We start from the raw sequence: 23,110 nt of genomic DNA on the forward strand, positions 1-23,110 counted from the left end.
TGCCGCGCGCAGCCATCGACGTGTCTTCCCTGCAGAACAACTCCCCCGTGGCCGCCGGCCGGGCCACCGCCATCGGACTGCTGGCCGTGGTGTGCTGGAGCTGCACCGTGGGCCTGATGCGCTCGGTGGCCGAGCCGCTGGGCGCCGTGGGCGGCGCCGCCATGCTCTACACGGTCAGCGCCCTGTGCGTGGTCGCCGTGCGCGGCCTGCCCAGGCCCTCGCAGTGGCGGGCCATGCATCCGGCCTACTTCTGGGGCTGCGGCCTGCTGTTTGCGGTCTACGAGATCTGCCTGTCGCTGGCGATTGGCCTGGCGCAGGACCGCGCCCAGGCGCTGGAGCTGGGGCTGATCAATTACCTGTGGCCCAGCCTGACCATCGTTTTGGCCGTGCTGCTGCGCCAGCAGCATGCGCGCTGGTGGCTGTGGCCCGGCGTGCTGCTGTGCCTGTGGGGGCTGACGCGCGTGCTGGGCGGCGACTCGCTGCAACTGCGGGGCATGGCGGACCACATGCTGTCCAACCCGCTGGCGTATGGACTCGCTTTTGGCGCGGCCCTGCTGTGGCCCTGCTATTCGCTGGCTGCGCGGCGCTGGGGCGGTGGCCACAATGCCGTGGGCCTTTTCCTGATATGGACCGCGCTGGCGCTGTGGATCAAATGGCTGTGGCTGGGCGGTGAAGGCGGCATGCAATGGTCGGGCACCGTGGTGCTTCAATTGCTGGCCGTGGGCGGGCTCACCGCCCTGGGCTACAGCTGCTGGGAGCACGGCATACAGCACGGGCATCTGGCCGTGATGGCTGCCGCCTCGTACTTCACGCCCGTGTTCTCTGCCTTGCTGGCCAGTGCCTGGCTGCAGGTGCAGCCGGGCTGGGGCTTCTGGCAGGGCGTGGTGCTGGTGACCGTGGGGTCGCTGGTGTGCTGGGGTGCTACCCGGCGCGCAGGCTAGCCTTCGTCCTCTGCTCCTGCGTCCCAGTCTTCGCTGCGCCCCCGCAGCACCTTGCTCGCAATTTCTCCACCAAAACCGCGGGCGGCCAGAAAGCGCATCTGCTTGAGTCGTTCCTGCGGTGTGGCCGGTGGTGCGCCGAAGCGCTGGCGCCATACGGCAAGGGCGCGCTGCAGTTCGGTGGCGCGCAGTTGCTCTGCGGCGGCGCGCACCAGGCCGTCGTCCAGTCCCTTGTTGCGCAACTCCTGCACCACGCGTGCCGTGCCAAAGCGTGCGGCCTTTTGGTGCAGCACGGACTCGGCCACGCGCTGGGCACTGATGAAGCCGCGCTGCTCCAGCGCGTCGAGCATGGCGCCCAGGTCTTCGCCTTCCTCCACATGGGGGGCGAGCTTGCGTTCCAGCTCCAGCCGTGAATGTTCGCGCTGGCCCAGCAGCTTGAGCGCCCGACCCTTGAGCGACAGCTTGGCGAATCCCATGCGGCAATGTCTCCTGAATCGTCCCGAATAAAAAAGGCCCCCACGCTCCCCTTGCTGCGCAAGGTCCGCTGCCCCCCAAGGGGGCCGCTTTTTTGCCTTGGGGCGTCCCGGCGATAAAAAAGGCGCAGACGTGAGCCTGCGCCAAGATGGCAAACACAGTGTGTGCAGGCGCGGCAGCGCCTGCAGTGAGGGGTCAGGCCGCTCAGGCTTCGATCACGCCGTCCTTGTCGGCCTTGGCCTTGCCCGCCTTGGCGGCCTTGGCTTCGGGGGCATCGCCACCGGCCGTGGGCAGCAGGGCGATGCCCAGGCTGTCGCGCACCTTGTTCTCGATCTCCACGGCCAGGCCGCTGTTCTCGCGCAGGAATTCGCGGGCGTTGTCGCGGCCCTGGCCGATCTTCTCGCCGTTGTAGGCATACCAGGCGCCCGACTTGTCGAGAATCTTGGCGTTGACGCCCATGTCCAGGATTTCGCCTTCGCGCGAGATGCCTTCGCCGAAGAGGATGTCGAACTCGGCGGTCTTGAACGGAGGCGAGACCTTGTTCTTGACGACCTTGACCTTGGTCTCGTTGCCGATGGCCTCGTCGCCCTTCTTGATGGTGCCGGTGCGGCGGATGTCCAGGCGGACCGAGGCGTAGAACTTCAGCGCATTGCCGCCCGTGGTGGTTTCGGGGCTGCCGAACATCACGCCGATCTTCATGCGGATCTGGTTGATGAAGATGACCATGCAGTTGGTCTTCTTGATGGTGGCTGTCAGCTTGCGCAGCGCCTGGCTCATCAGACGGGCCTGCAGGCCGGGCAGCTGGTCACCCATCTCGCCTTCGATTTCGGCCCGGGGTGTGAGGGCGGCCACCGAGTCCACGACGATCATGTCCACGGCGCCCGAGCGCACCAGGCTGTCCACGATTTCCAGGGCCTGCTCGCCGGTATCGGGCTGGCTGATCAGCACTTCGTTGAGGTTCACGCCCAGCTTCTGGGCGTAGCTGGTGTCCAGTGCGTGCTCGGCGTCGATGAAGGCGCAGGTGCCGCCCTGCTTTTGCATTTCGGCGATGACCTGCAGCGTCAGCGTGGTCTTGCCCGAGGATTCAGGGCCGTAGATCTCGATCACGCGGCCACGGGGCAGGCCCCCAACGCCCAGGGCGATGTCCAGGCCCAGCGAGCCGGTGGAGACGACCTGGATGTCCTGGATGGCTTCGCCTTCACCCAGGCGCATGATCGTGCCCTTGCCGAACTGCTTTTCGATCTGGGCGAGTGCGGCCTGCAGGGCCTTGGCTTTTTCACTGTTGGCGGTGGTGACGGCGGTGTTCATGCGGACTCCTGGGTTGGCTGGGGTTTCAGCTCTGTATTTGCATTCAGGCTGGATGCTTGAACAGTAGTTTATGGGCTTGTTGGTTTGTTTTGTTGGTGTTTTTAGTCAGTTTTCCTGACTTGTTGGATTTGCCTCCACAATGCATCCATGAGTGAGTTTTCCCCCGTCACGCCGCCCGCCGACGCCTGGCGGCAGACCCACCTGGGCCGCCTGCTCGGCCATGCCATGCGCCGGTTCGACGCGCGTGTGCTGCAGCTCATGGCGCGCGATGTGGAGGTGCCGCTGGCGCTGTCCAATCTTGCGGCGCGCGACAAGGTGGGTGCGGCCCACATCCACATCACGCGGCATCTGTCGCTGGCTGGCGACAGGCTCACCGACCTGGCCGAGCGCGCTGGCATGACCAAGCAGTCCATGGGCGACCTGGTGGCCCAGTGCGAGGCCTGGGGCCTGGTCACGCGCGAAAGCGACGAGCGCGATGCGCGCGCACGCCGCATCCGCTTCACGCCTGCGGGCCTGGCATGGCTGCAGGCCTTCCATGACGCCGTGTCCCAGGCCGAGGCCGAGTTCCGCGAGGAAGTCGGCGACGACATCGCCACCGTGGTGGCGCTGGGGCTGGAGGCCTATGCGGGCGGCGGCTCACTCGGGTAAGGTCCCTGCCCGTGGGGCGGGGCGCATCCTAGAATCCTAGGAATCAAAGACGCGCATTTCCAACATCCAGAGCGCGTCTGTATTTCAGGAGACAACCCCATGCGCATTCTGATTGCCGAAGACGACCAGGTCCTGGCCGATGGTCTGCTGCGCAGCCTGCGCGGCTCGGGCGCCGTGGTCAGCCATGTGGCCAACGGCAGCGAGGCCGATACCGCGCTGATGACCAGCAGCGAGTTCGACCTGCTCATCCTGGACCTAGGCCTGCCCAAGATGCACGGGCTCGAAGTGCTCAAGAAGCTGCGCGGCCGGGGCGATGCGCTGCCGGTGCTCATCCTCACGGCGGCCGACAGCGTGGAAGAGCGCGTGCAGGGGCTGGACTACGGCGCCGACGACTACATGGCCAAGCCGTTTGCGCTGTCCGAGCTGGAGGCGCGTGTGCGCGCGCTCACACGGCGCGGCATGGGTGGCGCCAGCAGCACCATAAAGCATGGTCCCCTGGTCTACGACCAGGCCGGCCGCGTGGCCACCATCGACGGCAAGATGGTCGAGCTGTCGGCGCGCGAGCTGGGCCTGCTGGAAGTGCTGCTGCAGCGTGCGGGCCGGCTGGTCAGCAAGGACCAGTTGGTCGAGCGCCTGTGCGAATGGGGCGACGAGGTCAGCAACAACGCCATCGAGGTCTATATCCACCGCCTGCGCAAGAAGATAGAGCGCGGCCCCATCCGCATCGCCACCGTGCGCGGCCTGGGCTACTGCCTTGAGAAGATCGCTTCCTGAGGCCGCGGCCCTGGCTGTCAGGCCCGGGTTGGCTTGCCTGCGCATAGTGGCGGATGCCACGGGGCCGTGAACCCGTCGTGAGGGCTGCCCGCCGATGAAAATCTTCCAGCGTGAACAGCGCTCACTGTTCGGCGAGATCCTTGACTGGATGCTCACGCCGCTGCTGCTGCTGTGGCCCGTGAGCCTGGCGCTGACCTGGCTGGTGGCCCAGGGCCTTGCCAACAAGCCGTTCGATCGCGCGCTGGAGTACAACGCCCAGGCGCTGGCGCAGCTGGTGATGGTGCAGCAGGGCAAGGTGCTGTTCAACCTGCCGCAATCGGCTAGCGAGATCCTGCGCGCCGACGAGTCGGACACCGTGTATTTCCAGGTGCTGGGCGTCAAGGGCGAATACCTGGCTGGCGAGCGCGATCTGCCGCTGCCGCCCGAGTCCGACGATCCGCCATCCGGCGATCTATCGCCCGGCGGTGCACCGACCGGCGGGGCCGTGCAGCTGCGCGATGCGGAGTTTCGCGGCATTGACCTGCGCGTGGCCCATGTCTGGGTGCGCATGCCCCTGCCCGACGAGCCCCAGGCCCTGGTCCAGGTGGCCGAGACGCGCGAAAAGCGCAGCGTGCTGGCCACGGAAATCATCAAGGGCGTGATGCTGCCGCAGTTCGTCATCCTGCCCCTGGCCGCTTTGCTGGTGTGGCTGGCGCTGGCGCGCGGCATCAAGCCGCTGCACCGGCTGGAGGAGCGCATCCGCGCGCGCCGGCCCGAGGACCTCTCGCCCATCAACCACAAGGACGTGCCGCTGGAAGTCGTGCCGCTGGTGGACTCGGTCAACGACCTGCTGGGTCGGCTCGGTGATTCGCTGGCCACGCAAAAGCGCTTTCTGGCCGACGCGGCCCACCAGCTCAAGACACCGCTGGCCGGGCTGCGCATGCAGGCCGAACTGGCCCAGCGCGAGGGCGTGAGCACGGAGGAGTTGCGGCAGTCCCTGGCACAGATCGCGCGCTCCAGCATCCGCGCCACACACACGGTGAACCAGTTGCTGGCGCTGGCGCGCGCCGAGAGCGCCGGCGTGGGCCGCGGCCTGGCCATGCAGCCCTGCAACCTGGTACGCATCGTCACCGACGTGGTGCGCGACTGCCTGCCGCGCGCCATGGACAAGCATGTGGACCTGGGATACGACGGCGCCGAGCCATCGGCCACGGGCGTCTGGCTGCAGGGCAACGCCACGCTGCTGACGGAGCTGGTGCGCAACCTCGTGGACAACGCCATCAACTACACGCCTTCCAGCAGCAGCCGGCCCGGCATGGTCACGGTGCGCGTGCTGGCCGATCCCTTCGGCCAGGTTTTGTTGCTGCAGGTGGAGGATTCGGGGCCCGGCGTGCCCGAGGCCGAGCGCGAGCTGGTGTTCCAGCCGTTCTACCGCGTGCTGGGCTCGGAGGCCGATGGCTCGGGCCTGGGCCTGCCCATCGTGCTGGAGATCGCTCGCCAGCATGGCGCCCAGGTGGTGCTGGAAGATGCGCATCCTGGCCAGCAGCCGCCGGGTGCGCGTTTCAGCGTGCGCTTCACGGCGCTGCGCTCGCCGCCGTCGCCCAAGCCTGCGGCATAGGTGGCGGGGCATCCCCGGCTGCCGCAGATTCCCCGGGAGCCACAGGCGCCACCGCGATCCGTCCCGGCGTCTGCGCGGCATGGTCCACCAGCCAGTTGCGGAAGATGCCCAGGGTGCCGTGGTTGGCGCGGTCGGCCGGATAGCACAGCCAGTAGCCCAGGGCGCTCTGGTAGCCGTGCTGGGGCAGGGGCTCGTTCACCAGGCCGGCCGCGATCTCGTCCTGCACCAGGCAGCGCGGCACCAGGGCGATGCCCATGCCGGCCATCACGGCGCGGATGATGGTCTGGAACTGGTCGAACTGCGGGCCCGCAAGGGGGCTGATGCCGTTGACGCCATGGGCCTCGCTCCAGCGCGCCCAGGCATCGGGAATGGTCACATGGCGCAGCCGGGTGCAGCGCGCCACGTCCTGTGGGGTGGTGATGCGTGCCTCGGGGCCCGCGCCACGCGGCGGTGCGATCAGGGCCACCTGGCGGCCCACCAGATAGTGGGCATGCGCGCCATTCCAGTGCCCGTCGCCAAACAAAATTGCGCAGTCCAGCCCCGGACTGTCAAATTGGTAGCTGTGTACGTAGGGTACAAAGTGCAGCGTGATCTGTGGATAGCGCTGCTGAAACTGGGGCAGCCTGGGGATCAGCCACTTGGCCGCGAAAGTCGGCAGCGATGACAGGTGCAGCGCGCCTCGGCTGTCATCGCTGGTGATGAGTTCGAGGGTGGCTGCCTCCAGCTGGCCCAGCAGGGCGCGCACTGCGCGCTCATAGCGCTCGCCCGCGGGCGTCAGCCTCAAGCGCTTGCGCTCGCGTTCGAACAGCGGCACGCCCACCCATTTCTCCAGCTCCTGGATCTGCTTGCTGACTGCGCTTTGCGTCAGGTGCAAGGCTTCGGCCGCGCGCGAGACACCCCCGAAGCGCACCACGGTGGAGAAAGCGCGCAGCAGATGCGTGGGCGGGTTGAGGCGGCGCAAACTCATGACAGGGATATGATGAAAGTATTCCTGTTTGGAATATTAACAGGCACAGTATTTGCTTTTTTTGTGAGCAGATTTCTTTTAATCTGAACTTGTTTGTAAGAAAGATCCTATGCAACGACGTCATTTCCTTGCTTCCATCGCCGCTTCTTCTGTCGTTCCTGGAATGTCCTTCGCCCAGGACACCTCCCGTCCCCTGCGCATCGTCGTTCCGTTCCCTGCTGGTGGCTCCACCGACATGGTCCCGCGCAACATGCAGGACGTGCTGCCCAAGCTGCTGGGCGGCCAGGCCGTGGTGATCGAGAACAAGGCCGGCGCTGGCGGCTCCATCGGCATGGCCGAAGTGGCGCGTGCCACCGACGGCGTGACCTTCGGCATCGCCACGCTGTCCACGCACGGCGTGAACCCCGCCGTGTTCAAGAAGCTGCCCTACGACGCCATCAACGACTTCGTCGGCGTGACCGAGATCGTCAAGGCCCCCGGCGTGATCGTGATCAACCCCAAGCTGGTGCCCGCCAACAACTTCGCCGAGTTCGTGAAGTACCTGAAGGCCAACCCCGGCAAGGTCAGCTTCGCAACCCCCGGCAACGGCACCATCGGCCACATGTGGGGCGCCCAGTTCATGAAGAGCACGGGCACCGAGATGCAGCACATTCCCTACCGCGGTGCAGGCCCGGCCATCAACGACGTGCTCGGCGGCCAGGTGCCCGTGTACTTCGACCAGGTGGCTTCCTCCCTGCCCCACATCAAGGGCGGCAAGGTCAAGGCCCTGGCCGTGTCCTGGCATGAGCGCCTGGACGTGCTGCCCGACGTGCAGACCTACGCCGAAGCCGGCCATGCCGACCTGAACGATCCTTCGTGGTTCGGTCTCGTGGCCCCCAAGAGCACGCCGCCCGAGCAGATCGCCCGCGTGCAGAAGGCCATCGCGGCCGCGCTCAAGGACCCGGCCGTGCAAAAGCGCATGGCGGCCCAGGGCCTGTACATCTCCGGCACCAGCAGCGACGCTTTCACCAAGCAGATCGCCAGCGAAGTCGCCAAGATGAAGAAGATTGCCGCCACGGCCCAGATCCAGCTGGATTAAAGGCTCCCCCTGAGGCGCTTCGCGCCTTCCCCCTCTCTCGCTTCGCGGGAGGGGGACGACGCCCTCGCTGCGGGGCGGCCCTTGCTCGGCGTCCCTGGCCTGGGACGCGCCAGTTTCATGGCGGGCTGGCCGCAGCGCAGCGGTGCAATGCGTAACCGAGATAGACCACTTCCTCATGCATCCCGTCCTGCGACTGATCAGTCAGAACTTCCTGCAATCCCTGCCCGGCGCGGCAGGCTCCGGCGCGGCCGATGCCGCGCCGCCCATGGTCACCAGCGTTGCCGGCGCCAGTGCCGTGGTGCTGGACTCGCCGCACAGCGGCACGGTCTACCCGGCGGACTTCGGCTCCTGCCTGCCGCTGGCCACGCTGCGCCAGGCCGAGGACACGCATGTGGAGAAGATCTACGCCTTTGCGCCGGGCCTGGGCGTGAGCTGGGTGGAGGCGCATTTCCCGCGCATCTACCTGGATGCCAACCGCGACACCACCGAGATCGACACCACCATGATCGAGGGCGAGTGGCCGCTGCCCGTCACCACCGACCAGGTCGTGCTGCAGAAGGTGCGCCTGGGCAAGGGCCTGATCTGGAAGTTCACCGATGAGGGCGTGCCCATCTATGACCGCCAGCTGCCCGCCGCTGAACTGCTGCAGCGCATCGAGCGCTGCTGGAAGCCCTACCACGCCGCCGTGGAGCGCGCCATCGACGGCGCCCATGCGCGCCATGGCTACAGCATCCATATCAACTGCCACTCCATGCCTTCCGTCGCAGCCAGCCATGCCACGCTGCACCCGGGCCTGGTCCATGCCGACTTCGTCATCGGCGACCGCGACGGCAGCACGGCCAGCCCGGCGCTGTCCGAGCGCATCTGCGCCTTCCTGCGCGAGCGCGGCTACAGCGTGGACTACAACCATCCCTACAAGGGCGTGGAGCTGGTGCGCCGCTACGGCAAGCCCGCCGAGCACCGGCACAGCATCCAGATCGAGATCAACCGCAAGCTCTACATGAACGAGCAGACCCTGGATCTCGACCAGGCCGGCTACCTGCGCCTGACCACCGACCTGAAGGTGCTGGTGGAGCAGCTGATGGCCACCGATCCGCGTACGCTCTGAAGCCCCTGCGAGTGAAATGCAAAAGGCCCGCGATCACAGGATCGCGGGCCTTTTTTCATCGTGCCCTCGCGGGGCTCAGCAGGGCCTGAACGGCTTGCCCTCGAAGGCCTTGCCGCCCATGGACTCGACCTGGCTGCGCAGCGCGGGCGTGGCCTGGGGCAGGCGCAGCGTGTAGAGGGTGATGTCGGGGCGCTCCTGCACCACGCGGGCCGTGCGCACGCCCTGGCGCGCAACGTTGGTCAGCTCGCGCGTGGCCGCTTCCTCGGAGGAGAAGCGGCCCAGCGACAGGCCGGGCTCCAGCGCGCCGCCTGCGCGGTCGAAGTCGATCTTGCGTGCACGCAGTTCCGCGCGCTTGCGCTCCAGGAACTCGGCATCGGGGAACTTGCCCATGTAGACCATCCAGCGGCCCGGCTGGTGCGTGCTGCTCAGGTCCCACTGGTCGCTGGCGACCTGGGCGATGAGGCCGCGGCGCAGCGCCTCGGCATGGCGGTCTTCGATGCCCGTGGCCACCAGGCAGCTGGTGGGCTGGCCCGCGGCTTTCTCGGGGCGAGCCGGTGCGGCGGGTTCCTCGCCACTGGCAGGGGCAGCAGGTGCTGCGGGTGCCGCAGGGGATGCAGGGGATGCAGGAGCCGTGGCCGGGGTGGCCGAGGAGGGGGCTGGCGCGTTGTCCACACTCAGCAGGCTCAGCGCCTCCGGGCGCACCTGCTGGCCCAGGCGCTCGGGCTCGGTCTGGGATGGCGGTGCCAGGCCCAGGGCCTGGAGCTGGCCGTGGTTCCAGAGGTAGTAGCCGGCATTGGCCAGCACCAGCAGCAGGAAGGCGATTCGCAGCATGTCGTTTCTTGGGCCCTAGTGATGAGTCACCCGCCCTAGCCTACAGCAGCCGGGCGCACGCTGATTTCCGAGCTGGTGATGGCCTGCAGGCCGCGCGCCGTGCGCACCAGCAGCGCGCCATCGGGGCCCACGCCCTCGGCCGTGCCGCTTTCGCCATCGCTGAGATTGACGGCGCGGCCACGCAGCAGGTCGCGCTGGGCAAAGCGCTCCACCAGCGGCGCAAAGCCCTGGGCGGCAAAGGTCTGGATGTCGGAGACCAGGCCCGGCAGCACGCAGGCCAGGGCTGTGGGTGCGTCCAGGCGTTCGTCCAGCTCCAGCAGGCTGGCCGGGGGCGTGCGCATGCCGTCGCCGGGGCGCGGGCGCACGTTCAGGCCGATGCCCACGACCACGTAGCGCGGTGTGCCGGGTTCATGCGCGGCGCTGCCGACAAAGCTGGCCGTCTCGATCAGGATGCCGCCGAGCTTGCGGTCGCCGTCGATCCACAGGTCGTTGGGCCATTTGAGGCCGATGCGCGGGCGCTGCGAGCCCGGGGCGGGCAATTGCGGCTGCAGGCTTTGCGCCACGCTCAGGCCCACGGCCAGCGACAGGCCGGACCAGTCGGCAGGCGCCAGCGGCATGCCCAGCGAGAAGGTCAGCGAATCGCCCACGCCGCTGGTCCACTGGCGGCCCAGCCGGCCCCGGCCGGCGGTCTGCACTTCGGTCACCAGCAGCACGGGTTCGTTGCGGCCATCGCGGGCGCGCGCCATCAGCTCGGTATTGGTCGAGCCGATGCTGGGCACGATTTCCACGGAAAAGCCCGGCAACTGCGGCTCGATGGCCTGCCACAGCGATTCCGCAGGCCAGTGAATGGGGGACGATGCCATCATGCGCCGGCCTTTGTGGAGGATTTGCGGGATTTTTTCCTTGGCTTTTGGGGGGCCTTTTCCAAATGCTTTTCCAAAGGCTTTTCCGCTTTGACCTGCTGCTTTTTGGCCCGCTTTGTCTTTTCAGATTGTTCCGATGCCGGCTTTGCGCTGGCCGGCAATGCATCGCCGGGCATGGGCGGGCGCCAGCCGCGCTTGGGCGCCAGCAGCGTGCCGCGGCAGGTGGCCGCGCCGCACCAGCATGGATACTCGGCCTTCAGCTTCCTGGTGTAGGGTTCGTCGATGATCAGGCCGTAGTCGTAGCTCAGCTCCTCGCCGGCGGCGATGTTGCGCAGCGCGACGATGAAAATCCGGCCATCGCGCTCATCGGTGTAGCAATTGGGAGCGCAGCTGTGGTTGATCCAGCGCGAGGAGTTGCCGCCATAGTTGGCGTCGATCACGCGGTCTTCGTCCACGTGGAAGTAGAAGGTATGGTTGGGCTGGCTGGGGTCGTGCGGATGCCGGTCCTGGGCCTCCTGCCAGCTGACGATTTCCCCTACGTACTCGACAAGGACCTCGCCTTCGGCAAGATCCTGCGCGGCGAAGACGCCCTTGCCATGGACACCCGAGCGGCGGGTCTGGATACGGCGGCCGCCGGAAGGGGCCAAAGCTGTGCGGGGCATGTTTTCTCTGATAACTTGAATAGGCACACATGCGCGTGCGCGTACACGTACGTACACGCGTGAGCCATGGATTGTAGAAGCGCAGGCTGCGACATGCAGGTCCTGCGGGGAATGACGAGTACACACAATGACAAAGACCCTGGTGATTGCTGAGAAGCCTTCGGTCGCGCAGGACATCGTCCGCGCGTTGACTCCGGTGGCGGGCAAATTCGACAAGCACGATGAATACTTCGAGAGCGAGCACTACGTCGTGACCAGCGCCGTGGGCCACCTGGTGGAAATCCAGGCGCCCGAGGAATTCGACGTCAAACGCGGCAAATGGAGTTTTGCCAACCTGCCGGTGATTCCGCCGTATTTCGACCTCAAGCCCGTGGACAAGACCAAGAGCCGGCTCAATGCCGTGGTCAAGCTGGCCAAGCGCAAGGATGTCACCGAACTCATCAACGCCTGCGACGCGGGCCGCGAGGGTGAGCTGATCTTCCGCCTGATCGAGCAGTACGCCGCAGGCGCCAAGCCCGACGGCAAGGGCCTGGGCAAGCCGGTCAAGCGCCTGTGGCTGCAGTCCATGACGCCGCAGGCCATCCGCGACGGCTTCCAGAACCTGCGCAGTGACGCGCAGATGCTGGGCCTGGCCAGCGCCGCGCGCAGCCGCTCCGAGGCCGACTGGCTGGTGGGCATCAACGGCACGCGCGCCATGACGGCCTTCAATTCGCGTGATGGCGGCTTCTTCCTGACCACGGTGGGCCGCGTGCAGACGCCCACGCTGTCCCTGGTGGTGGAGCGCGAGGAAAAGATCCGCAAGTTCGTGAGCCGCGACTACTGGGAAGTGCACGCCGCCTTCGACGCCCAGGCCGGCCAGTACCTGGGCAAGTGGTTCGATCCCCAATGGAAGAAGAGCGAGGATGCGGAAGCCCGCGCTGACCGCATCTGGAACCAGCGCGACGCCCAGGCCATTGCCGACGCCGTGCGCGGCAAGCCGGCCCAGGTCACCGAGGAGTCCAAGCCCACGTCCCAGGCCAGCCCGCTGCTGTTCGACCTGACCAGCCTGCAGCGCGAGGCCAACGGCAAGTTCGGCTTCTCGGCCAAGACCACGCTGTCGCTGGCGCAAAGCCTGTACGAGCGCCACAAGGCCCTGACCTACCCGCGTACCGACTCGCGTGCCCTGCCCGAGGACTACGTGCCCGTGGCGCACCAGACCTTCGCCATGCTGGCCGGCAGCGGCATGCGCCACCTGGCGCCCTTTGCCCAGCAGGCGCTGGACGAGAACTACGTGCGCCCGACCAAGCGCATCTTCGACAACAGCAAGGTGTCGGATCACTTTGCCATCATCCCGACCACGCAGGCGCCCAGCGGCCTGTCCGAGGCCGAGCAAAAGCTCTATGACCTCGTCGTGCGCCGCTTCATGGCCGTGTTCTTCCCCAGTGCCGAGCACCAGGTGACCACGCGCATCAGCAAGGTCGAGCAGCACAGCTTCAAGACCGAAGGCAAGATCCTGGTCAAGCCCGGTTGGCTGGCCATCTACGGCAAGGAGGCCGCCAACGAGGTCGAAGGCGGCAAGGACGGCGACAAGGGCCAGCCCCTGGTCGCGGTGCAGCCCGGCGAGCAGCCGCGCGCCGGCCAGGTCGATCCCAAGGGCCTCAAGACCAAGCCGCCCGCGCGCTACTCCGAAGCCACGCTGCTGGGCGCCATGGAAAGCGCCGGCAAGCAGGTCGAGGACGACGAGCTGCGCGAGGCCATGCAGGAAAAGGGCCTGGGCACGCCTGCCACGCGCGCGGCCATCATCGAAGGCCTGCTGACCGAAAAGTACATGCTGCGCGAAGGCCGCGAGCTGATTCCCACGGCCAAGGCCTTCCAGCTCATGACGCTGCTGCGCGGCCTGGGCGTGGAAGAACTCTCGCGCGCCGACCTCACCGGCGAATGGGAGTACAAGCTGGCGCAGATGGAAAAGGGCCAGCTCTCGCGCGATGCCTTCATGCAGCAGATCCAGTCCATGACGGAAAAGCTGGTCAAGAAGGCCAAGGAATACGACCGGGACACCGTGCCCGGCGACTACGCCACCCTGTCCACCCCCTGCCCCAACTGCGGCGGCGTGGTCAAGGAGAACTACCGCCGCTACGGCTGCACGGGCAGCGACGGACAGGGCGCGGGCTGTGGCTTCTCGTTCACCAAGTCGCCTGCAGGCCGCACCTTCGAGACGGCCGAGGCCGAGCAACTGCTGCGCGACCGCCGCCTGGGCCCGCTGGACGGCTTTCGCTCCAAGGCAGGCTGGCCCTTCGTGGCCGAGGTCACCATCGTGCACGATGAGGAAGGCGGCAACTACAAGCTCGAGTTCGACTTTGGCGACGACGCCGCCTCCGAAGACACGGGCGAGCTGGTGGACTTTGCCAGCCAGCAATCGCTGGGCCCCTGCCCCAAGTGCGGCGCGCCGGTCTTCGAACACGGCAGCAACTACGTCTGCGCCAAGGCCGTGCCCACGCTGGCCCAGGCCACGCCCAGCTGCGACTTCAAGAGCGGCCAGATCATCCTGCAGCAGCCCATAGAGCGCGAGCAGATGCAAAAGCTGCTGCAGACCGGCAAGACCGACCTGCTGGACAAGTTCGTCTCCAACCGCACGCGCCGCAGCTTCAAGGCCTTCCTGGTCTGGGATGGCGCGGCCGGCAAGGTCAACTTCGAGTTCGAGCAGCGCGACAGCAAGTACCCGCCGCGCAAGACGGCGGCCGCCAAGAGCGCGCCGGCCAAGAAGGCGCCTGCCAAGAAAGCCGCGGCCAAGACCACGGCAAAGACGGCCACCAAGACGGCCACCAAGACCGCGCGCAAGCCGGCTGCCGGCACGCTGCAGCCCAGCGCGGCCCTGGCCGCCGTCATCGGCGAAGGCACGGTGGCGCGTACCGAAGTGGTCAAGAAGCTGTGGGAATACGTCAAGGCCCAGAACCTGCAGGACCCCAAGGACAAGCGCGTCATCCGCGCCGACGACAAGCTGCGGCCCGTCTTCGGCAAGGACAGCGTGAACATGTTCGAGCTGGCCGGCATCGTGGGCAAGCATCTGGCGTAAGGCGCCTGCCTGACCTGATCCTGCGACCCGCTTCTGCACCTTGCTGCAGCGGGTCGCCGGCCTGACACGGGGACAACACATGCTTGGGCTAATCTAGCGGGCATGGATACCGAAATGCTCACCCCGGCAGCGGCTGCCGCCGCTGCTTCCTCCCCGGCGCCCTCGCGCTCCATCCGCCTGGACGGCGCCTCCAACTTCCGAGACCTCGGTGGCTACACGGGCCTGGATGGCCGGCGCGTGCGCTGGCGCACGCTGTTCCGTGCCGACCACCTGGCCGGCCTCAGCGCAGCGGACCTGGACGTGCTGCAGGGCCTGAAGCTCGCGCGCAGCGCGGACTTCCGGGGCAAGATGGAAAGCGCCCACCTGGCCTACGAATGGCCGGGCATTGCCCGCCATGCGCTCATCGTCGAGCCCACCGTGGTGCAGCGCGCCAGTGCCCTGATCGCCGCAGGCAACGACCTCACGGCCGCCCATGCCGAGGAGCTGATGCAGGACACCTACCGCAGCTTCGTGCACGACTACGCGCCACGCTTTGCACAGTTGTTCCAACTGCTGCTGGACAGCCAGGACCCGCTGGTCTTCCACTGCACGGCCGGCAAGGACCGCACGGGCTGGGCCGCCGCCCTGCTGCTCACCGCGCTGGGCGTGGACGAGGACACCGTGATGCAGGACTACCTGCTGACCAACCAGCTCTACCAGCGCCCCGCCACCACCTTCGCCCCCATGCCGGCCGAGGTGATGGATGTGCTGTGGCGCGTGCAGGCGTCCTACCTGGCGGCGGCCACCGACATGGTGCGGGCCGACTTCGGTGGAATGCAGGGGTATCTGCGGGATGCGCTGGGCATCGACAGCGCTGCACGCGAGCGGCTGGCTGCGCTTTACCTGGAAGGGTGATTACCTTCGCTCACGGGGCGGCGGGTTGGCGCGGCTAACATGGGCTGTGCCGGTCGGTTGCGCCGGAGATGAAGGAGATTGCGATGAAGTACGGCATGCGTGGGCTGGCCGCTATGGTGCTGGTGGCCTTGAGTGTGGGGCTGGCTGGCTGTGCGGGCGGGGTGCCTGGGGATGTTTCCGGGAGCCAGGCGTCCAGTGGCAGTGGGGTGACGGTGTTTGGGACTGTGGATGCCAATGTGAGTCATACGCGGACTTCGCGGTGACTTGTTTTCTTGCCTGATCTGGGCTGATCTTCTGGACTGATTTTTGCTGCTTGCCTTTGCGGCGGGCAGGAGCCGGGTTTCGGCCCGGCGGCCGACTCCCTTTCTTATCGCGCGATAAGAAAGGAAGCAAAGAAGCGCGCCCCGCACTGCCCACGACCCTCCGCTTCGCTACGGGCGACCTGCGCTGGGCGGGATGCGGGGTGTGCCGCAGAACTCACTCCTTGCGCCTGCGGCGCAATCCGTTCAAACAACTGCGGCAAGCTAGACAACGAAGCAGCCCTGTCCTTCGGCAGGGCTGCCACCCCGCATCCCGCCCAACGCAGGCGTGGGCAGAAGGGGGAGGCTGGCGACAGCCAACAGCCAACAGCCAACAGCCAACAGCCAACAGCCAACAGCCAACAGCCAACAGCCAACAGCCAACAGCTAACAGCCAACAGCCAACAGCTAACAGCCAGCCGGGTCAGGGCTGGATCGGCGTGATCACCACGCCGGTGCCTGCGGGGGCGTCTTCGCCGCCGGGCAGGGCTGGCGTGGCGGGGGTGGCTTCCTGCACTGCGCGCTGGTCCGTGGGGCCCAGCGTGCCCTGGGTGAGGGGGATGCTGGGTGCGGGCAGGGCGGGGGTGCTTTCTATGATTTCCTCGCCGGGCGACAGGCCCGGGCCGGGTGGCTCCGTGGGCTCTGGTGCGGGTTCAGGGGCCGGTGCTGGCTCCGGGGTGGTGGGTTGGCCGGGCTGTGCGGGCGGCGGCTGGTCAGGCCACCAGTCCTGCATGCGTTCGCGCAGGCGGCCGACCATGTCGGACCACCAGTGGCTTTGTTCGGGTGGCGCGAAGCGGGCCTTGGCGTCGATGACGGGGCTGCGCAGGGCGCGGGACATGAAGTCTCCCACCATGGGCAGGGCGCTGCGCGAGCCCTGGCCCCAGCGGTCGCTGCGCAGGGTGATGCGCGGGTCGTTGAAGCCGGCCCAGGCGCCGGTGACGATTTCCGGGTGCATGAGGATGAACCAGCCGTCGGCATTGCCCTGGGTGGTGCCGGTCTTGCCGGCCACGTCTGCGTGGATGCCGTAGCGCTGGCGCACGGCCACGGCCGTGCCTTTGTCCACCACGGCGCGCAGCATGTCCACCAGGGCGTAGGCGTGGTCTTCGTCCAGCGCGCGCTCGGGCTTGGGCGGGCTGAATTCGGCGATGACCTTGCCCTCGGCGTCCTCGATGCGCGTGACCATCATGGGCGGCAGCCAGCGGCCACCGTGGGCCAGGCTGGCATAGGCGTTGACCATCTCCAGCAGTGACACCGGGCTGCTGCCCAGGGCCAGGGCGGGTACTTCGTCCAGCGGGCTCTGGCGCACACCCAGGGCGCGCGCCAGGCGCGCCACGCGGGCGGGGCCCACGGACTGCATGACTTCGGCGGTGATGGTGTTCTTGGAATAGGCCAGGGCGTCGCGCAGCGTCATCTCGCGGCCCGTGGGTGGCGTGGCGTCGGTGGGGCGCCAGACTTCGCCGCCGGGCAGCTTGATTTCCACGGGGCCGTCCACGCGCCTGTCGTCGGGGGTGGCGCCCTGCTGCAGCGCGGCGCCATAGACAAAGGGCTTGAAGGTCGATCCGGGCTGTCGCCGTGCCTGCTGCACATGGTCGTAGGCATCCTGCGTGAAGTCGCGGCTGCCCACCCAGGCCAGCACTTCGGAGGTGGCCGGGTTCAGCGCCACAAAGCCTGCCTGCACTCGGGTCTTGTCCTCGCGCAGCTGTTTCATGAAGGCCTTGTCGGCCAGCAGGGCCTTGAGGGTGTCTTCCTCGCTGTCCTTGTCCGTTGCCTTGTCCTTGCCTTGGCCGTCCGCGCGTTTGCGCGCCGCGCGCCAGGCGGGGGTCTCCCGCACCAGCTGTTGCACCAGCGGGTTGGCGGCATTCCAGCCGTCGCGCTGGCTCCAGGCGCCATTGGCCACGCCCTGCAGCGTGCGCGTCTGGCGCGCCACGGCCTGGTTGGCCCAGTTCTGCAGGCGCGAGTCGATGGTGGTGTGCACCACCAGGCCGTCGGTGTAGATGTTGTAGTCGTTGCGGTCGGCCCAGTCGATCAGCCATTTGCGCAGCTGCTGCGCGAAGTGGGGGGCCATGCCCAGGGGCTCTTCCTGGCGCTCGAAGTTGATGCGCATGGGGCGCTTCTTGAGCTGGGCGAACTCGGCCTCCTGCAGCACGCCGCGCTTGACCATTTGCGACAGCACCGTGTTGCGGCGGTACAGCGCGCGGTCGGGGTTGAGCACGGGGTTGTAGTAGCTCGTGCCCTTGAGCATGCCCACCAGCGTGGCGCTTTCCAGCACCGTCAGCCGCGCGGCCGGTTTGTCGAAATAGGTGCGCGCCGCCATCTCTATGCCGAAGGCGTTGTAGAGGAAGGGAACGGTGTTCAGATAGGTTTCGAGGATCTCGTCCTTGGTGTAGAGCGCCTCGATCTTGAAGGCCGTGATCGCCTCCTTGAGCTTGCGGTTGAGCGTGGGCGCGCGGCCGATCTCGGTCGGGTACAGATTGCGTGCGAGCTGCTGGGTGAGGGTGGAGCCGCCCTGCGGATCGCCACGCAGCGTGTGCACCACCGAGCCCAGCGTGCGCCGCCAGTCCATGCCGTGGTGCTCGTAGAAGCGGTGGTCCTCCGTGGCGATCAGCGCCTTGATCACCGAGGGCGACATCTCGTCGAGCTTCACCCACTGCCGGTTGCTGCGCTTGAACTGCGCGAGCTGCTTGCCATCCGCGCTCATGATCTGGGCGGGCTGCTCCAGCTTGGCCTTGCGTATGTCGCGGATGCCGGGCGTGAACGGGATCAGGGCCAGCACATAGAGCGCGAACAGCAGCGGCAGCGCGGCGGCGAACAGCAGCCATTCACGCCGCGTGGGCCAGCGGTGCCACCAGGGCAGGGCCGCCACGCGCTGGCCGATGCGGCTGGCCAGCAGCCTTTGCCAGGCTGCGAGCACAGCTTCTGGCAGCTTCAAGTCATTGAAAGAAAAGCGCATATTGCAAGACGGCCCTGATGACAGGACATCAGGGCCGATAGGGCGGGACCATTTCCGCGAAGCCGACAGAATGCCCAAAAAAACGGCACCCCGCTCGCGCGGGGTGCCTTGCCTATGGGCCAAGCCCCGGTATTGTCGGGCTGGCGGGTACTGGCGGGAAGTGCTTATTTCTCCAGCCAGTCGGACAGCTCGTCCGCGTGTTCCTGCTCCTGCTCCAGGATGGATTCGATCAGCCGGCGCGTGGTCGGGTCCTTGTCGCCGATCAGGTCGATCATCTGGCTGTAGGCCTCGATGGCCACGCGCTCGGCGATCAGGTTGGTGCGGATCATGGCCTTCAGGTCCATCTCGCCGTTGTAGTCGGCATGGCTGCGCTGGGTCAGCGTCTGGGGGTTGAAGTCGGGCTCGCCGCCCAACTGCACGATGCGCTGGGCCAGCTTGTCGGCGTGGGCCATTTCCTCGTTGGCATGGACCAGGAACTCGTCGGCAATGGCGGGCGAAGCCAGGCCCACGGCCGTGAAGTGGTGGCGCTTGTAGCGCATCACGCACACCAGCTCGGTGGCCAGCGAGTCATTGAGCAGCTTGATGATGTCCTCGCGCCAGGGCCCGAAGTGCGGGGTCACGGCGCCATCGTCCAGGCTGTGCTTGGCGGCCTCCAGGGCCTTGGGGTCCAGCGCCAGGTGGCCGTTGCCGGCGTTGGATTTGGCTTGCTTCGTGGGGGTGCTGTTGGGGTTCATACGTGGTCTCTTCATCGTGGGACGGAAACTACGGCAGGCATGCGCCTATGCGGCTTGTAAACACCTGCCAGCGAAACGGGACCAGGCGGGCCGATATGCCCGCCTGTTGCCTTCCAAGGTAAGTTTTTGGCCGCCTGCTGTCTGTGAGACAAGTCCGCATCCCCATGCCCGGCCAGCGCGCCCCTGGGTGTCCCTGGGTATCCCGGCGCTACCATGGGCGCTCCACTCCAGGAGCACCCGCATGAATGACACCGCCGCCGCACCCCGCTCGGCCTACGACTTCGAGGCCACCTCCATCACGGGCCAGGCTGTCCCCCTGTCGGACTATCGCGGCAAGGTGCTGCTCATCGTCAACACCGCCAGCGCCTGCGGCTTCACGCCGCAGTACGCCGGCCTGCAGGCGCTGCATGAGCAGTACGGCGAGCGCGGCCTGGTGGTGCTGGGCTTTCCGTGCAACCAGTTCGGTTCCCAGGAAAAGGGCAGCGAATCGGAAATCGCCAGTTTCTGCGACCTGAACTTTGGCGTGCGCTTTCCGCTCATGGGCAAGATCGACGTCAACGGCGCCAACGCCCACCCGCTGTACCGCTGGCTCACGGCCGAGGCGCCGGGTGTGCTGGGCACCAAGGCCATCAAGTGGAACTTCACCAAATTCCTCGTTGGCCGCGACGGCCAGGTCATCCGCCGCTATGCGCCCCAGGATGCGCCGGCCAAGCTGTCCACGGACATCGAGGCCGCGCTGGCGCTTTGATGCGCTGATGCGCGCTGATCGCGCCTGTCCATCGGGGTTTCACGCAGGGCCTGCAGCGCGGGCCGGCCGCACGCCATGGTTAGCATGCTCCTTGACATCACAACAAGGAGACAACACCCGTGAAAGCCTTCCGCCGCACCGCCCTCGCCCTGCTCACTGCCTGCACCCTGCCCATGATTGCTACCAGCGCCGCCGCCCAGGACAAGCCCGTGGTCCAGTTCATCGCCACGGGCGGCACCATCGCCATGAAGATCGACCCGGTCAAGAACGCGCCCGTGCCCGCGATCTCGGGCGACGACCTGCTGGCCACCGTGCCCGATGTGGGCAAGTACGCGCGCATCCAGGTCAACAACCTGTCCAACGTGCCCTCCGACTACATGGACCCGGCCCGCTGGGTGCAGCTCACCCAGGCCGTACAGGCCGCGCTGGCCCGCCCTGAGGTGGCCGGCGCCATCGTCTCGCACGGCACGGACACGCTGGAGGAAACCGCCTTCTGGCTGGACCTGACCGTGCAGTCGTCCAAGCCCGTCGTGCTCATAGGCGCGCAGCGCAATGCCTCGGTGTCCGACTTCGACGGGCCGCGCAACCTGCTCAACGCCGTGCGCATCGCCGTGGACCCCAAGGCGCGCGACAAGGGCGCCATGCTGGCCATGAACAACCAGATCAACGCCGCGCGCTACGTCACCAAGACACACACGGCCAACGTGGAGACCTTCCGTTCGGGTGAATTCGGCTTTCTGGGCGAGGTCTACCCGGACCGCGTCAGCTTCGCCTCCGCCCCCGCGCGCCGCCAGCACCTGCCCATCCAGGCGCAGACCATGCCCGAGGTGGAGATCTTTCCCATGTACGGCGGCGCCAACGGCCAGGCCGTGCGCCAGGCGGTGGACCGTGGCGTCAAGGGCATCGTCATCGACGCCTTGGGCATGGGCAACATGAACGTCGCCATGCTCGATGCCGCCAAGTACGCCATCGGCAAGAACGTGCCCGTGGTCGTCAGCACGCGCGTGCACAACGGCCGCGTCATGCCCAGCTACGGCTTCGAGGGCGGCGGCAAGACCTCGTTCGAGGCCGGCGCCGTCATGGCCGACGATCTGCGCGCGCCCAAGGCGCGGATCCTGCTGATGCTGGCGCTGCAGTCCGGCGTGACGGGGCAGAAGGACCTGCAGGCAGTATTCGATCGATAGTTCGACCGATAGGCCGCCGCAGCCCGCCGCGCAGGCCCTGGCCTTGCGCGGCATTTCTGGCGGACACCGAGGTGGCACACTGGCAGCCTCATATGCCAACCAGGGCGCACCATGCAGGATGACGATCTCGAATACGTGGGCTTCTGGGCCCGTACCGGCGCCGCGCTGATCGACACCGTGATCCTGCTCGTGCTCATGCTTCCGGCCCTGATCTCCATCTATGGCTGGGAGTACCTGGAGTCCGAAAAACTGCTGCACGGCCCGGCCGATTTCGTCATCACCTGGGTGCTGCCTGCCATTGCCGTCGTCATCTTCTGGATCAAGAAACAGGCCACGCCGGGCAAGATGCTCATCGCCGCCAGGATCGTGGACGCGCAGACCGGCGCGGACATGAGCACACGGCAGGCCATCATTCGCTACCTGGCCTACTTCGTGTCCATCATCCCGCTGTGCCTGGGGCTGATCTGGGTGGCCTTTGACCCGCGCAAGCAGGGCTGGCACGACAAGATTGCGGGCACCGTGGTGGTCAGGCCCAAGCACCGGGGGGTGCAGCCGGTGAAGTTCCGCTGACACGCACCTTAGGCGCGCCCGCAGCGGGCGCTCCGTGCTATTTCAACGGCAGCTCGGATGTGGCGTCGCGCAGCTGCGCAGCCCGCCCCAAGTTCAGTGCTGCAGCACAGGACAGGCGCCTGATCTCCGTCGCGTTGCCGGCTGCGCCGCCAGCCAGAGAAGCAAGCCAGCTGCATTGGGCATCGCGGTACTGCGTGAATTCCTTGCCGGAGGCGGACAGCCTGGCCTTGGCCTGTGCGGCATATTTGGCATCCTCATCCCATTGCCCCAGTGCGCTGGCTGCCTGTTCCTCGGCCTGCTTCAAGGCCTTGTGGCTGTCTGCGAGCCTGCGTGCCAGGCAGTCTCGCATTCCGGCCTGGGAGTGGGCACTGCATTCCTCGCGCAAGGCGCGTTCATCGGGTTGAGAAATGATTTCCGTGGCGAGGCTCCACAGAGGAATGCAGGCTGCCAGTGCCAGGGTTGTCAGCTTTATTGCTCGCATGTGGAGGTCCTGAATCCGAAGAGGCCGGGCTGCCTGATCCCGATGCAATGACGATGGCCGCAAAGGCGCCGGGCATTCTGGCATGCCTGATTGGCCGGTTGCGAGCAACCGCAAGCGAACGCCAAGCCACCGGTCATGCCAATGCGCAGTGGTTTCCCTTGCGCACGAGCACCGGCCTCCCCGCCCCGTGGCTCAATCCTCTTCCAACCCCGGCTCGTCCACCACGAAGCCCGAGCCGTCCTCGTCGCAGAACACGCATTGCTGCACGAAGCTGTCCATGCTGCTGGCGTGGAACCAGATCAGGCCCTGGTCTTCGTCGCAAAGCATGTCGGTCTGCTCGTCCACGCTGGCGGCGGCAAAGCCACTCAGTTCCATTTCTTCGAGGAACTGCTCCAGGTCCTCGCAGCCTGCAAACAGTTCATGGTCCAGGCTGCCGATGCGGCCCTTGAAGGCGCCGTGCAGCACTTCCACGAAGGGGTTGCCGCCGGGGTCATGGCCAATGACCATGAAGTGCGCGGCAAACAGGTTCTCGCGCTGATGGTCCTCCACGTCGCAGTGCTCCGAGCCTGCGCGGAAGTGGTGCAGGGTGCGCAGCCAGGCGTGGTTGTCGCCGGTCTCGTCGTCGGCCTGCAGGTAGTCCTCGCGGTCGGGCGCCGCTTCGAGCCGGTCGAAGTCCAGGCCGTTCTGCGTGATCAGGAACTGCGCGTAAGCGTCGGAGAAGCCTTGCGCGGCCTGGTACTCGCGCACCGCCTGGGCGTCGGGCAGGGCCAGGCCGAAGGGATTGGGAAAGCGCACTTGCATGGAACGGTCCTTGAAAAGGAGTGAACGGCGGCCACGCAGGCCGTGCCCGCAGGATGGTGCAGGCGTTGGGAGGCAGTTTGGTGACAGTTCTGTAGTGACTCACAGCCCCGCAAGCAGAGTCGGGCGAAGCGGTAGCACGCAACAACTTA

Annotated in this window: 21 protein-coding genes; 11 read left to right on the top strand and 10 right to left on the bottom strand. The window is 67.0% G+C overall.

Annotation, left to right across the window (positions count from 1 at the left end; all coding sequences use genetic code 11):
• The first annotated feature begins 20 nt into the window (after positions 1 to 20).
• A complete protein-coding gene (gene yddG / locus BW39_RS27515; RefSeq protein ID WP_043825449.1) occupies positions 21 to 941 on the top strand; it encodes an aromatic amino acid DMT transporter YddG in 921 nt (306 codons plus the stop codon).
• On the opposite strand, the gene recX is transcribed toward yddG, so the two are convergent.
• Both recX and recA read right to left on the bottom strand, forming a co-directional pair.
• Positions 938 to 1,414, bottom strand: a complete 477-nt coding sequence (recX, locus tag BW39_RS27520) for a recombination regulator RecX (RefSeq protein WP_043825371.1) — start codon at positions 1,412 to 1,414, stop codon at positions 938 to 940. The two genes, yddG and recX, sit on opposite strands and share 4 nt — an antisense overlap.
• 202 nt (positions 1,415 to 1,616) lie before the next feature.
• Positions 1,617 to 2,720, bottom strand: coding sequence for a recombinase RecA (gene recA / locus BW39_RS27525; RefSeq protein ID WP_012202806.1), 1,104 nt, complete (start codon positions 2,718 to 2,720; stop codon positions 1,617 to 1,619).
• A gap of 147 nt (positions 2,721 to 2,867) precedes the next feature.
• Here recA and BW39_RS27530 point away from each other — a divergent pair, with 147 nt between their 5' ends.
• The 3 genes from BW39_RS27530 to BW39_RS27540 all read left to right on the top strand — a co-directional run bounded on the left by BW39_RS27530 (position 2,868) and on the right by BW39_RS27540 (position 5,739).
• The gene (locus BW39_RS27530; protein ID WP_012202807.1) at positions 2,868 to 3,368 is read left to right on the top strand and encodes a MarR family winged helix-turn-helix transcriptional regulator; all 501 of its coding nucleotides are present in this window, start codon (positions 2,868 to 2,870) and stop codon (positions 3,366 to 3,368) included.
• 99 nt (positions 3,369 to 3,467) lie between these two features.
• Entirely contained in the window at positions 3,468 to 4,142 is a 675-nt protein-coding gene (locus tag BW39_RS27535) for a response regulator (protein WP_012202808.1), read from the top strand.
• Between the two features lie 94 nt (positions 4,143 to 4,236).
• On the top strand, positions 4,237 to 5,739 hold the full coding sequence (locus tag BW39_RS27540) for a sensor histidine kinase (protein WP_043825373.1): 1,503 nt from the start codon (positions 4,237 to 4,239) through the stop codon (positions 5,737 to 5,739).
• Here BW39_RS27540 and BW39_RS27545 read toward each other — a convergent pair.
• Positions 5,696 to 6,706, bottom strand: a complete 1,011-nt coding sequence (locus tag BW39_RS27545) for a LysR substrate-binding domain-containing protein (RefSeq protein WP_043825374.1) — start codon at positions 6,704 to 6,706, stop codon at positions 5,696 to 5,698. The two genes, BW39_RS27540 and BW39_RS27545, sit on opposite strands and share 44 nt — an antisense overlap.
• A 109-nt stretch (positions 6,707 to 6,815) precedes the next feature.
• Here BW39_RS27545 and BW39_RS27550 point away from each other — a divergent pair, with 109 nt between their 5' ends.
• Both BW39_RS27550 and BW39_RS27555 read left to right on the top strand, forming a co-directional pair.
• Complete coding sequence (locus BW39_RS27550; RefSeq protein WP_012202811.1) at positions 6,816 to 7,784, top strand: Bug family tripartite tricarboxylate transporter substrate binding protein; 969 nt, start codon at positions 6,816 to 6,818, stop codon at positions 7,782 to 7,784.
• Positions 7,785 to 7,959: 175 nt separating this feature from the next.
• Entirely contained in the window at positions 7,960 to 8,892 is a 933-nt protein-coding gene (locus BW39_RS27555) for an N-formylglutamate amidohydrolase (RefSeq protein WP_013804573.1), read from the top strand.
• A gap of 75 nt (positions 8,893 to 8,967) precedes the next feature.
• On the opposite strand, the gene BW39_RS27560 is transcribed toward BW39_RS27555, so the two are convergent.
• Genes BW39_RS27560 through BW39_RS27570 form a run of 3 tightly spaced genes read right to left on the bottom strand, consistent with a single transcriptional unit; the run spans position 8,968 to position 11,248 of the window.
• Positions 8,968 to 9,723, bottom strand: coding sequence for a hypothetical protein (locus BW39_RS27560; RefSeq protein ID WP_043825376.1), 756 nt, complete (start codon positions 9,721 to 9,723; stop codon positions 8,968 to 8,970).
• 35 nt (positions 9,724 to 9,758) lie between these two features.
• The gene (locus tag BW39_RS27565; protein ID WP_012202814.1) at positions 9,759 to 10,589 is read right to left on the bottom strand and encodes a biotin--[acetyl-CoA-carboxylase] ligase; all 831 of its coding nucleotides are present in this window, start codon (positions 10,587 to 10,589) and stop codon (positions 9,759 to 9,761) included.
• On the bottom strand, positions 10,586 to 11,248 hold the full coding sequence (locus BW39_RS27570) for an SET domain-containing protein (protein WP_043825378.1): 663 nt from the start codon (positions 11,246 to 11,248) through the stop codon (positions 10,586 to 10,588). Before BW39_RS27570 ends, BW39_RS27565 begins: the two co-directional genes overlap by 4 nt.
• 127 nt (positions 11,249 to 11,375) lie before the next feature.
• Here BW39_RS27570 and BW39_RS27575 point away from each other — a divergent pair, with 127 nt between their 5' ends.
• Both BW39_RS27575 and BW39_RS27580 read left to right on the top strand, forming a co-directional pair.
• The gene (locus BW39_RS27575) at positions 11,376 to 14,300 is read left to right on the top strand and encodes a DNA topoisomerase III (protein WP_043825380.1); all 2,925 of its coding nucleotides are present in this window, start codon (positions 11,376 to 11,378) and stop codon (positions 14,298 to 14,300) included.
• Between the two features lie 114 nt (positions 14,301 to 14,414).
• On the top strand, positions 14,415 to 15,194 hold the full coding sequence (locus BW39_RS27580) for a tyrosine-protein phosphatase (protein ID WP_043825450.1): 780 nt from the start codon (positions 14,415 to 14,417) through the stop codon (positions 15,192 to 15,194).
• 723 nt (positions 15,195 to 15,917) lie between these two features.
• Here the strand turns inward: BW39_RS27580 and BW39_RS27590 are convergent.
• Together BW39_RS27590 and BW39_RS27595 are read right to left on the bottom strand one after the other, a co-directional pair.
• A complete protein-coding gene (locus BW39_RS27590; protein WP_043825382.1) occupies positions 15,918 to 18,443 on the bottom strand; it encodes a penicillin-binding protein 1A in 2,526 nt (841 codons plus the stop codon).
• Between the two features lie 164 nt (positions 18,444 to 18,607).
• Positions 18,608 to 19,177 (bottom strand): ferritin-like domain-containing protein, encoded by a 570-nt coding sequence (locus BW39_RS27595; RefSeq protein WP_013804567.1) that lies wholly within the window; start codon positions 19,175 to 19,177, stop codon positions 18,608 to 18,610.
• 241 nt (positions 19,178 to 19,418) lie between these two features.
• Between BW39_RS27595 and BW39_RS27600 the strand changes: the two genes are divergently transcribed.
• The 3 genes from BW39_RS27600 (at position 19,419) to BW39_RS27610 (ending at position 21,679) form a co-directional block, all read left to right on the top strand.
• Positions 19,419 to 19,925 (top strand): glutathione peroxidase, encoded by a 507-nt coding sequence (locus BW39_RS27600; RefSeq protein ID WP_013804566.1) that lies wholly within the window; start codon positions 19,419 to 19,421, stop codon positions 19,923 to 19,925.
• 119 nt (positions 19,926 to 20,044) lie between these two features.
• Positions 20,045 to 21,109 (top strand): asparaginase, encoded by a 1,065-nt coding sequence (locus tag BW39_RS27605; RefSeq protein WP_016452086.1) that lies wholly within the window; start codon positions 20,045 to 20,047, stop codon positions 21,107 to 21,109.
• Between the two features lie 111 nt (positions 21,110 to 21,220).
• On the top strand, positions 21,221 to 21,679 hold the full coding sequence (locus BW39_RS27610; RefSeq protein ID WP_013804563.1) for an RDD family protein: 459 nt from the start codon (positions 21,221 to 21,223) through the stop codon (positions 21,677 to 21,679).
• Positions 21,680 to 21,716: 37 nt separating this feature from the next.
• Here the strand turns inward: BW39_RS27610 and BW39_RS27615 are convergent, their stop codons facing one another.
• Entirely contained in the window at positions 21,717 to 22,244 is a 528-nt protein-coding gene (locus tag BW39_RS27615) for a lysozyme inhibitor LprI family protein (RefSeq protein WP_326923867.1), read from the bottom strand.
• Between the two features lie 108 nt (positions 22,245 to 22,352).
• Positions 22,353 to 22,961: a hypothetical protein gene (locus BW39_RS27620; RefSeq protein WP_034366885.1), complete on the bottom strand. Its 609-nt coding sequence runs from the start codon at positions 22,959 to 22,961 to the stop codon at positions 22,353 to 22,355.
• Positions 22,962 to 23,110: the final 149 nt, after the last annotated feature.

Origin of the sequence: Delftia sp. RIT313, from assembly GCF_000632165.1 — a bacterium.
Taxonomy (GTDB): Bacteria; Pseudomonadota; Gammaproteobacteria; order Burkholderiales; family Burkholderiaceae_C; genus Comamonas; species Comamonas acidovorans.

Coding starts and splice junctions, on each gene's coding strand:
- BW39_RS27545 (WP_043825374.1), bottom strand. CDS start 6,706: ATGAGTTTGCGCCGCCTCAACCCGCCCACGCATCTGCTGCGCGCTTTC.
- BW39_RS27580 (WP_043825450.1), top strand. CDS start 14,415: ATGCTCACCCCGGCAGCGGCTGCCGCCGCTGCTTCCTCCCCGGCGCCC.
- BW39_RS27575 (WP_043825380.1), top strand. CDS start 11,376: ATGACAAAGACCCTGGTGATTGCTGAGAAGCCTTCGGTCGCGCAGGAC.
- BW39_RS27565 (WP_012202814.1), bottom strand. CDS start 10,589: ATGATGGCATCGTCCCCCATTCACTGGCCTGCGGAATCGCTGTGGCAG.
- recA (WP_012202806.1), bottom strand. CDS start 2,720: ATGAACACCGCCGTCACCACCGCCAACAGTGAAAAAGCCAAGGCCCTG.
- BW39_RS27555 (WP_013804573.1), top strand. CDS start 7,960: ATGCATCCCGTCCTGCGACTGATCAGTCAGAACTTCCTGCAATCCCTG.
- BW39_RS27590 (WP_043825382.1), bottom strand. CDS start 18,443: ATGCGCTTTTCTTTCAATGACTTGAAGCTGCCAGAAGCTGTGCTCGCA.
- BW39_RS27540 (WP_043825373.1), top strand. CDS start 4,237: ATGAAAATCTTCCAGCGTGAACAGCGCTCACTGTTCGGCGAGATCCTT.
- BW39_RS27535 (WP_012202808.1), top strand. CDS start 3,468: ATGCGCATTCTGATTGCCGAAGACGACCAGGTCCTGGCCGATGGTCTG.
- BW39_RS27560 (WP_043825376.1), bottom strand. CDS start 9,723: ATGCTGCGAATCGCCTTCCTGCTGCTGGTGCTGGCCAATGCCGGCTAC.
- BW39_RS27615 (WP_326923867.1), bottom strand. CDS start 22,244: ATGCCAGAATGCCCGGCGCCTTTGCGGCCATCGTCATTGCATCGGGAT.
- recX (WP_043825371.1), bottom strand. CDS start 1,414: ATGGGATTCGCCAAGCTGTCGCTCAAGGGTCGGGCGCTCAAGCTGCTG.
- BW39_RS27570 (WP_043825378.1), bottom strand. CDS start 11,248: ATGCCCCGCACAGCTTTGGCCCCTTCCGGCGGCCGCCGTATCCAGACC.
- BW39_RS27620 (WP_034366885.1), bottom strand. CDS start 22,961: ATGCAAGTGCGCTTTCCCAATCCCTTCGGCCTGGCCCTGCCCGACGCC.
- BW39_RS27610 (WP_013804563.1), top strand. CDS start 21,221: ATGCAGGATGACGATCTCGAATACGTGGGCTTCTGGGCCCGTACCGGC.
- BW39_RS27600 (WP_013804566.1), top strand. CDS start 19,419: ATGAATGACACCGCCGCCGCACCCCGCTCGGCCTACGACTTCGAGGCC.
- BW39_RS27530 (WP_012202807.1), top strand. CDS start 2,868: ATGAGTGAGTTTTCCCCCGTCACGCCGCCCGCCGACGCCTGGCGGCAG.
- BW39_RS27550 (WP_012202811.1), top strand. CDS start 6,816: ATGCAACGACGTCATTTCCTTGCTTCCATCGCCGCTTCTTCTGTCGTT.
- BW39_RS27595 (WP_013804567.1), bottom strand. CDS start 19,177: ATGAACCCCAACAGCACCCCCACGAAGCAAGCCAAATCCAACGCCGGC.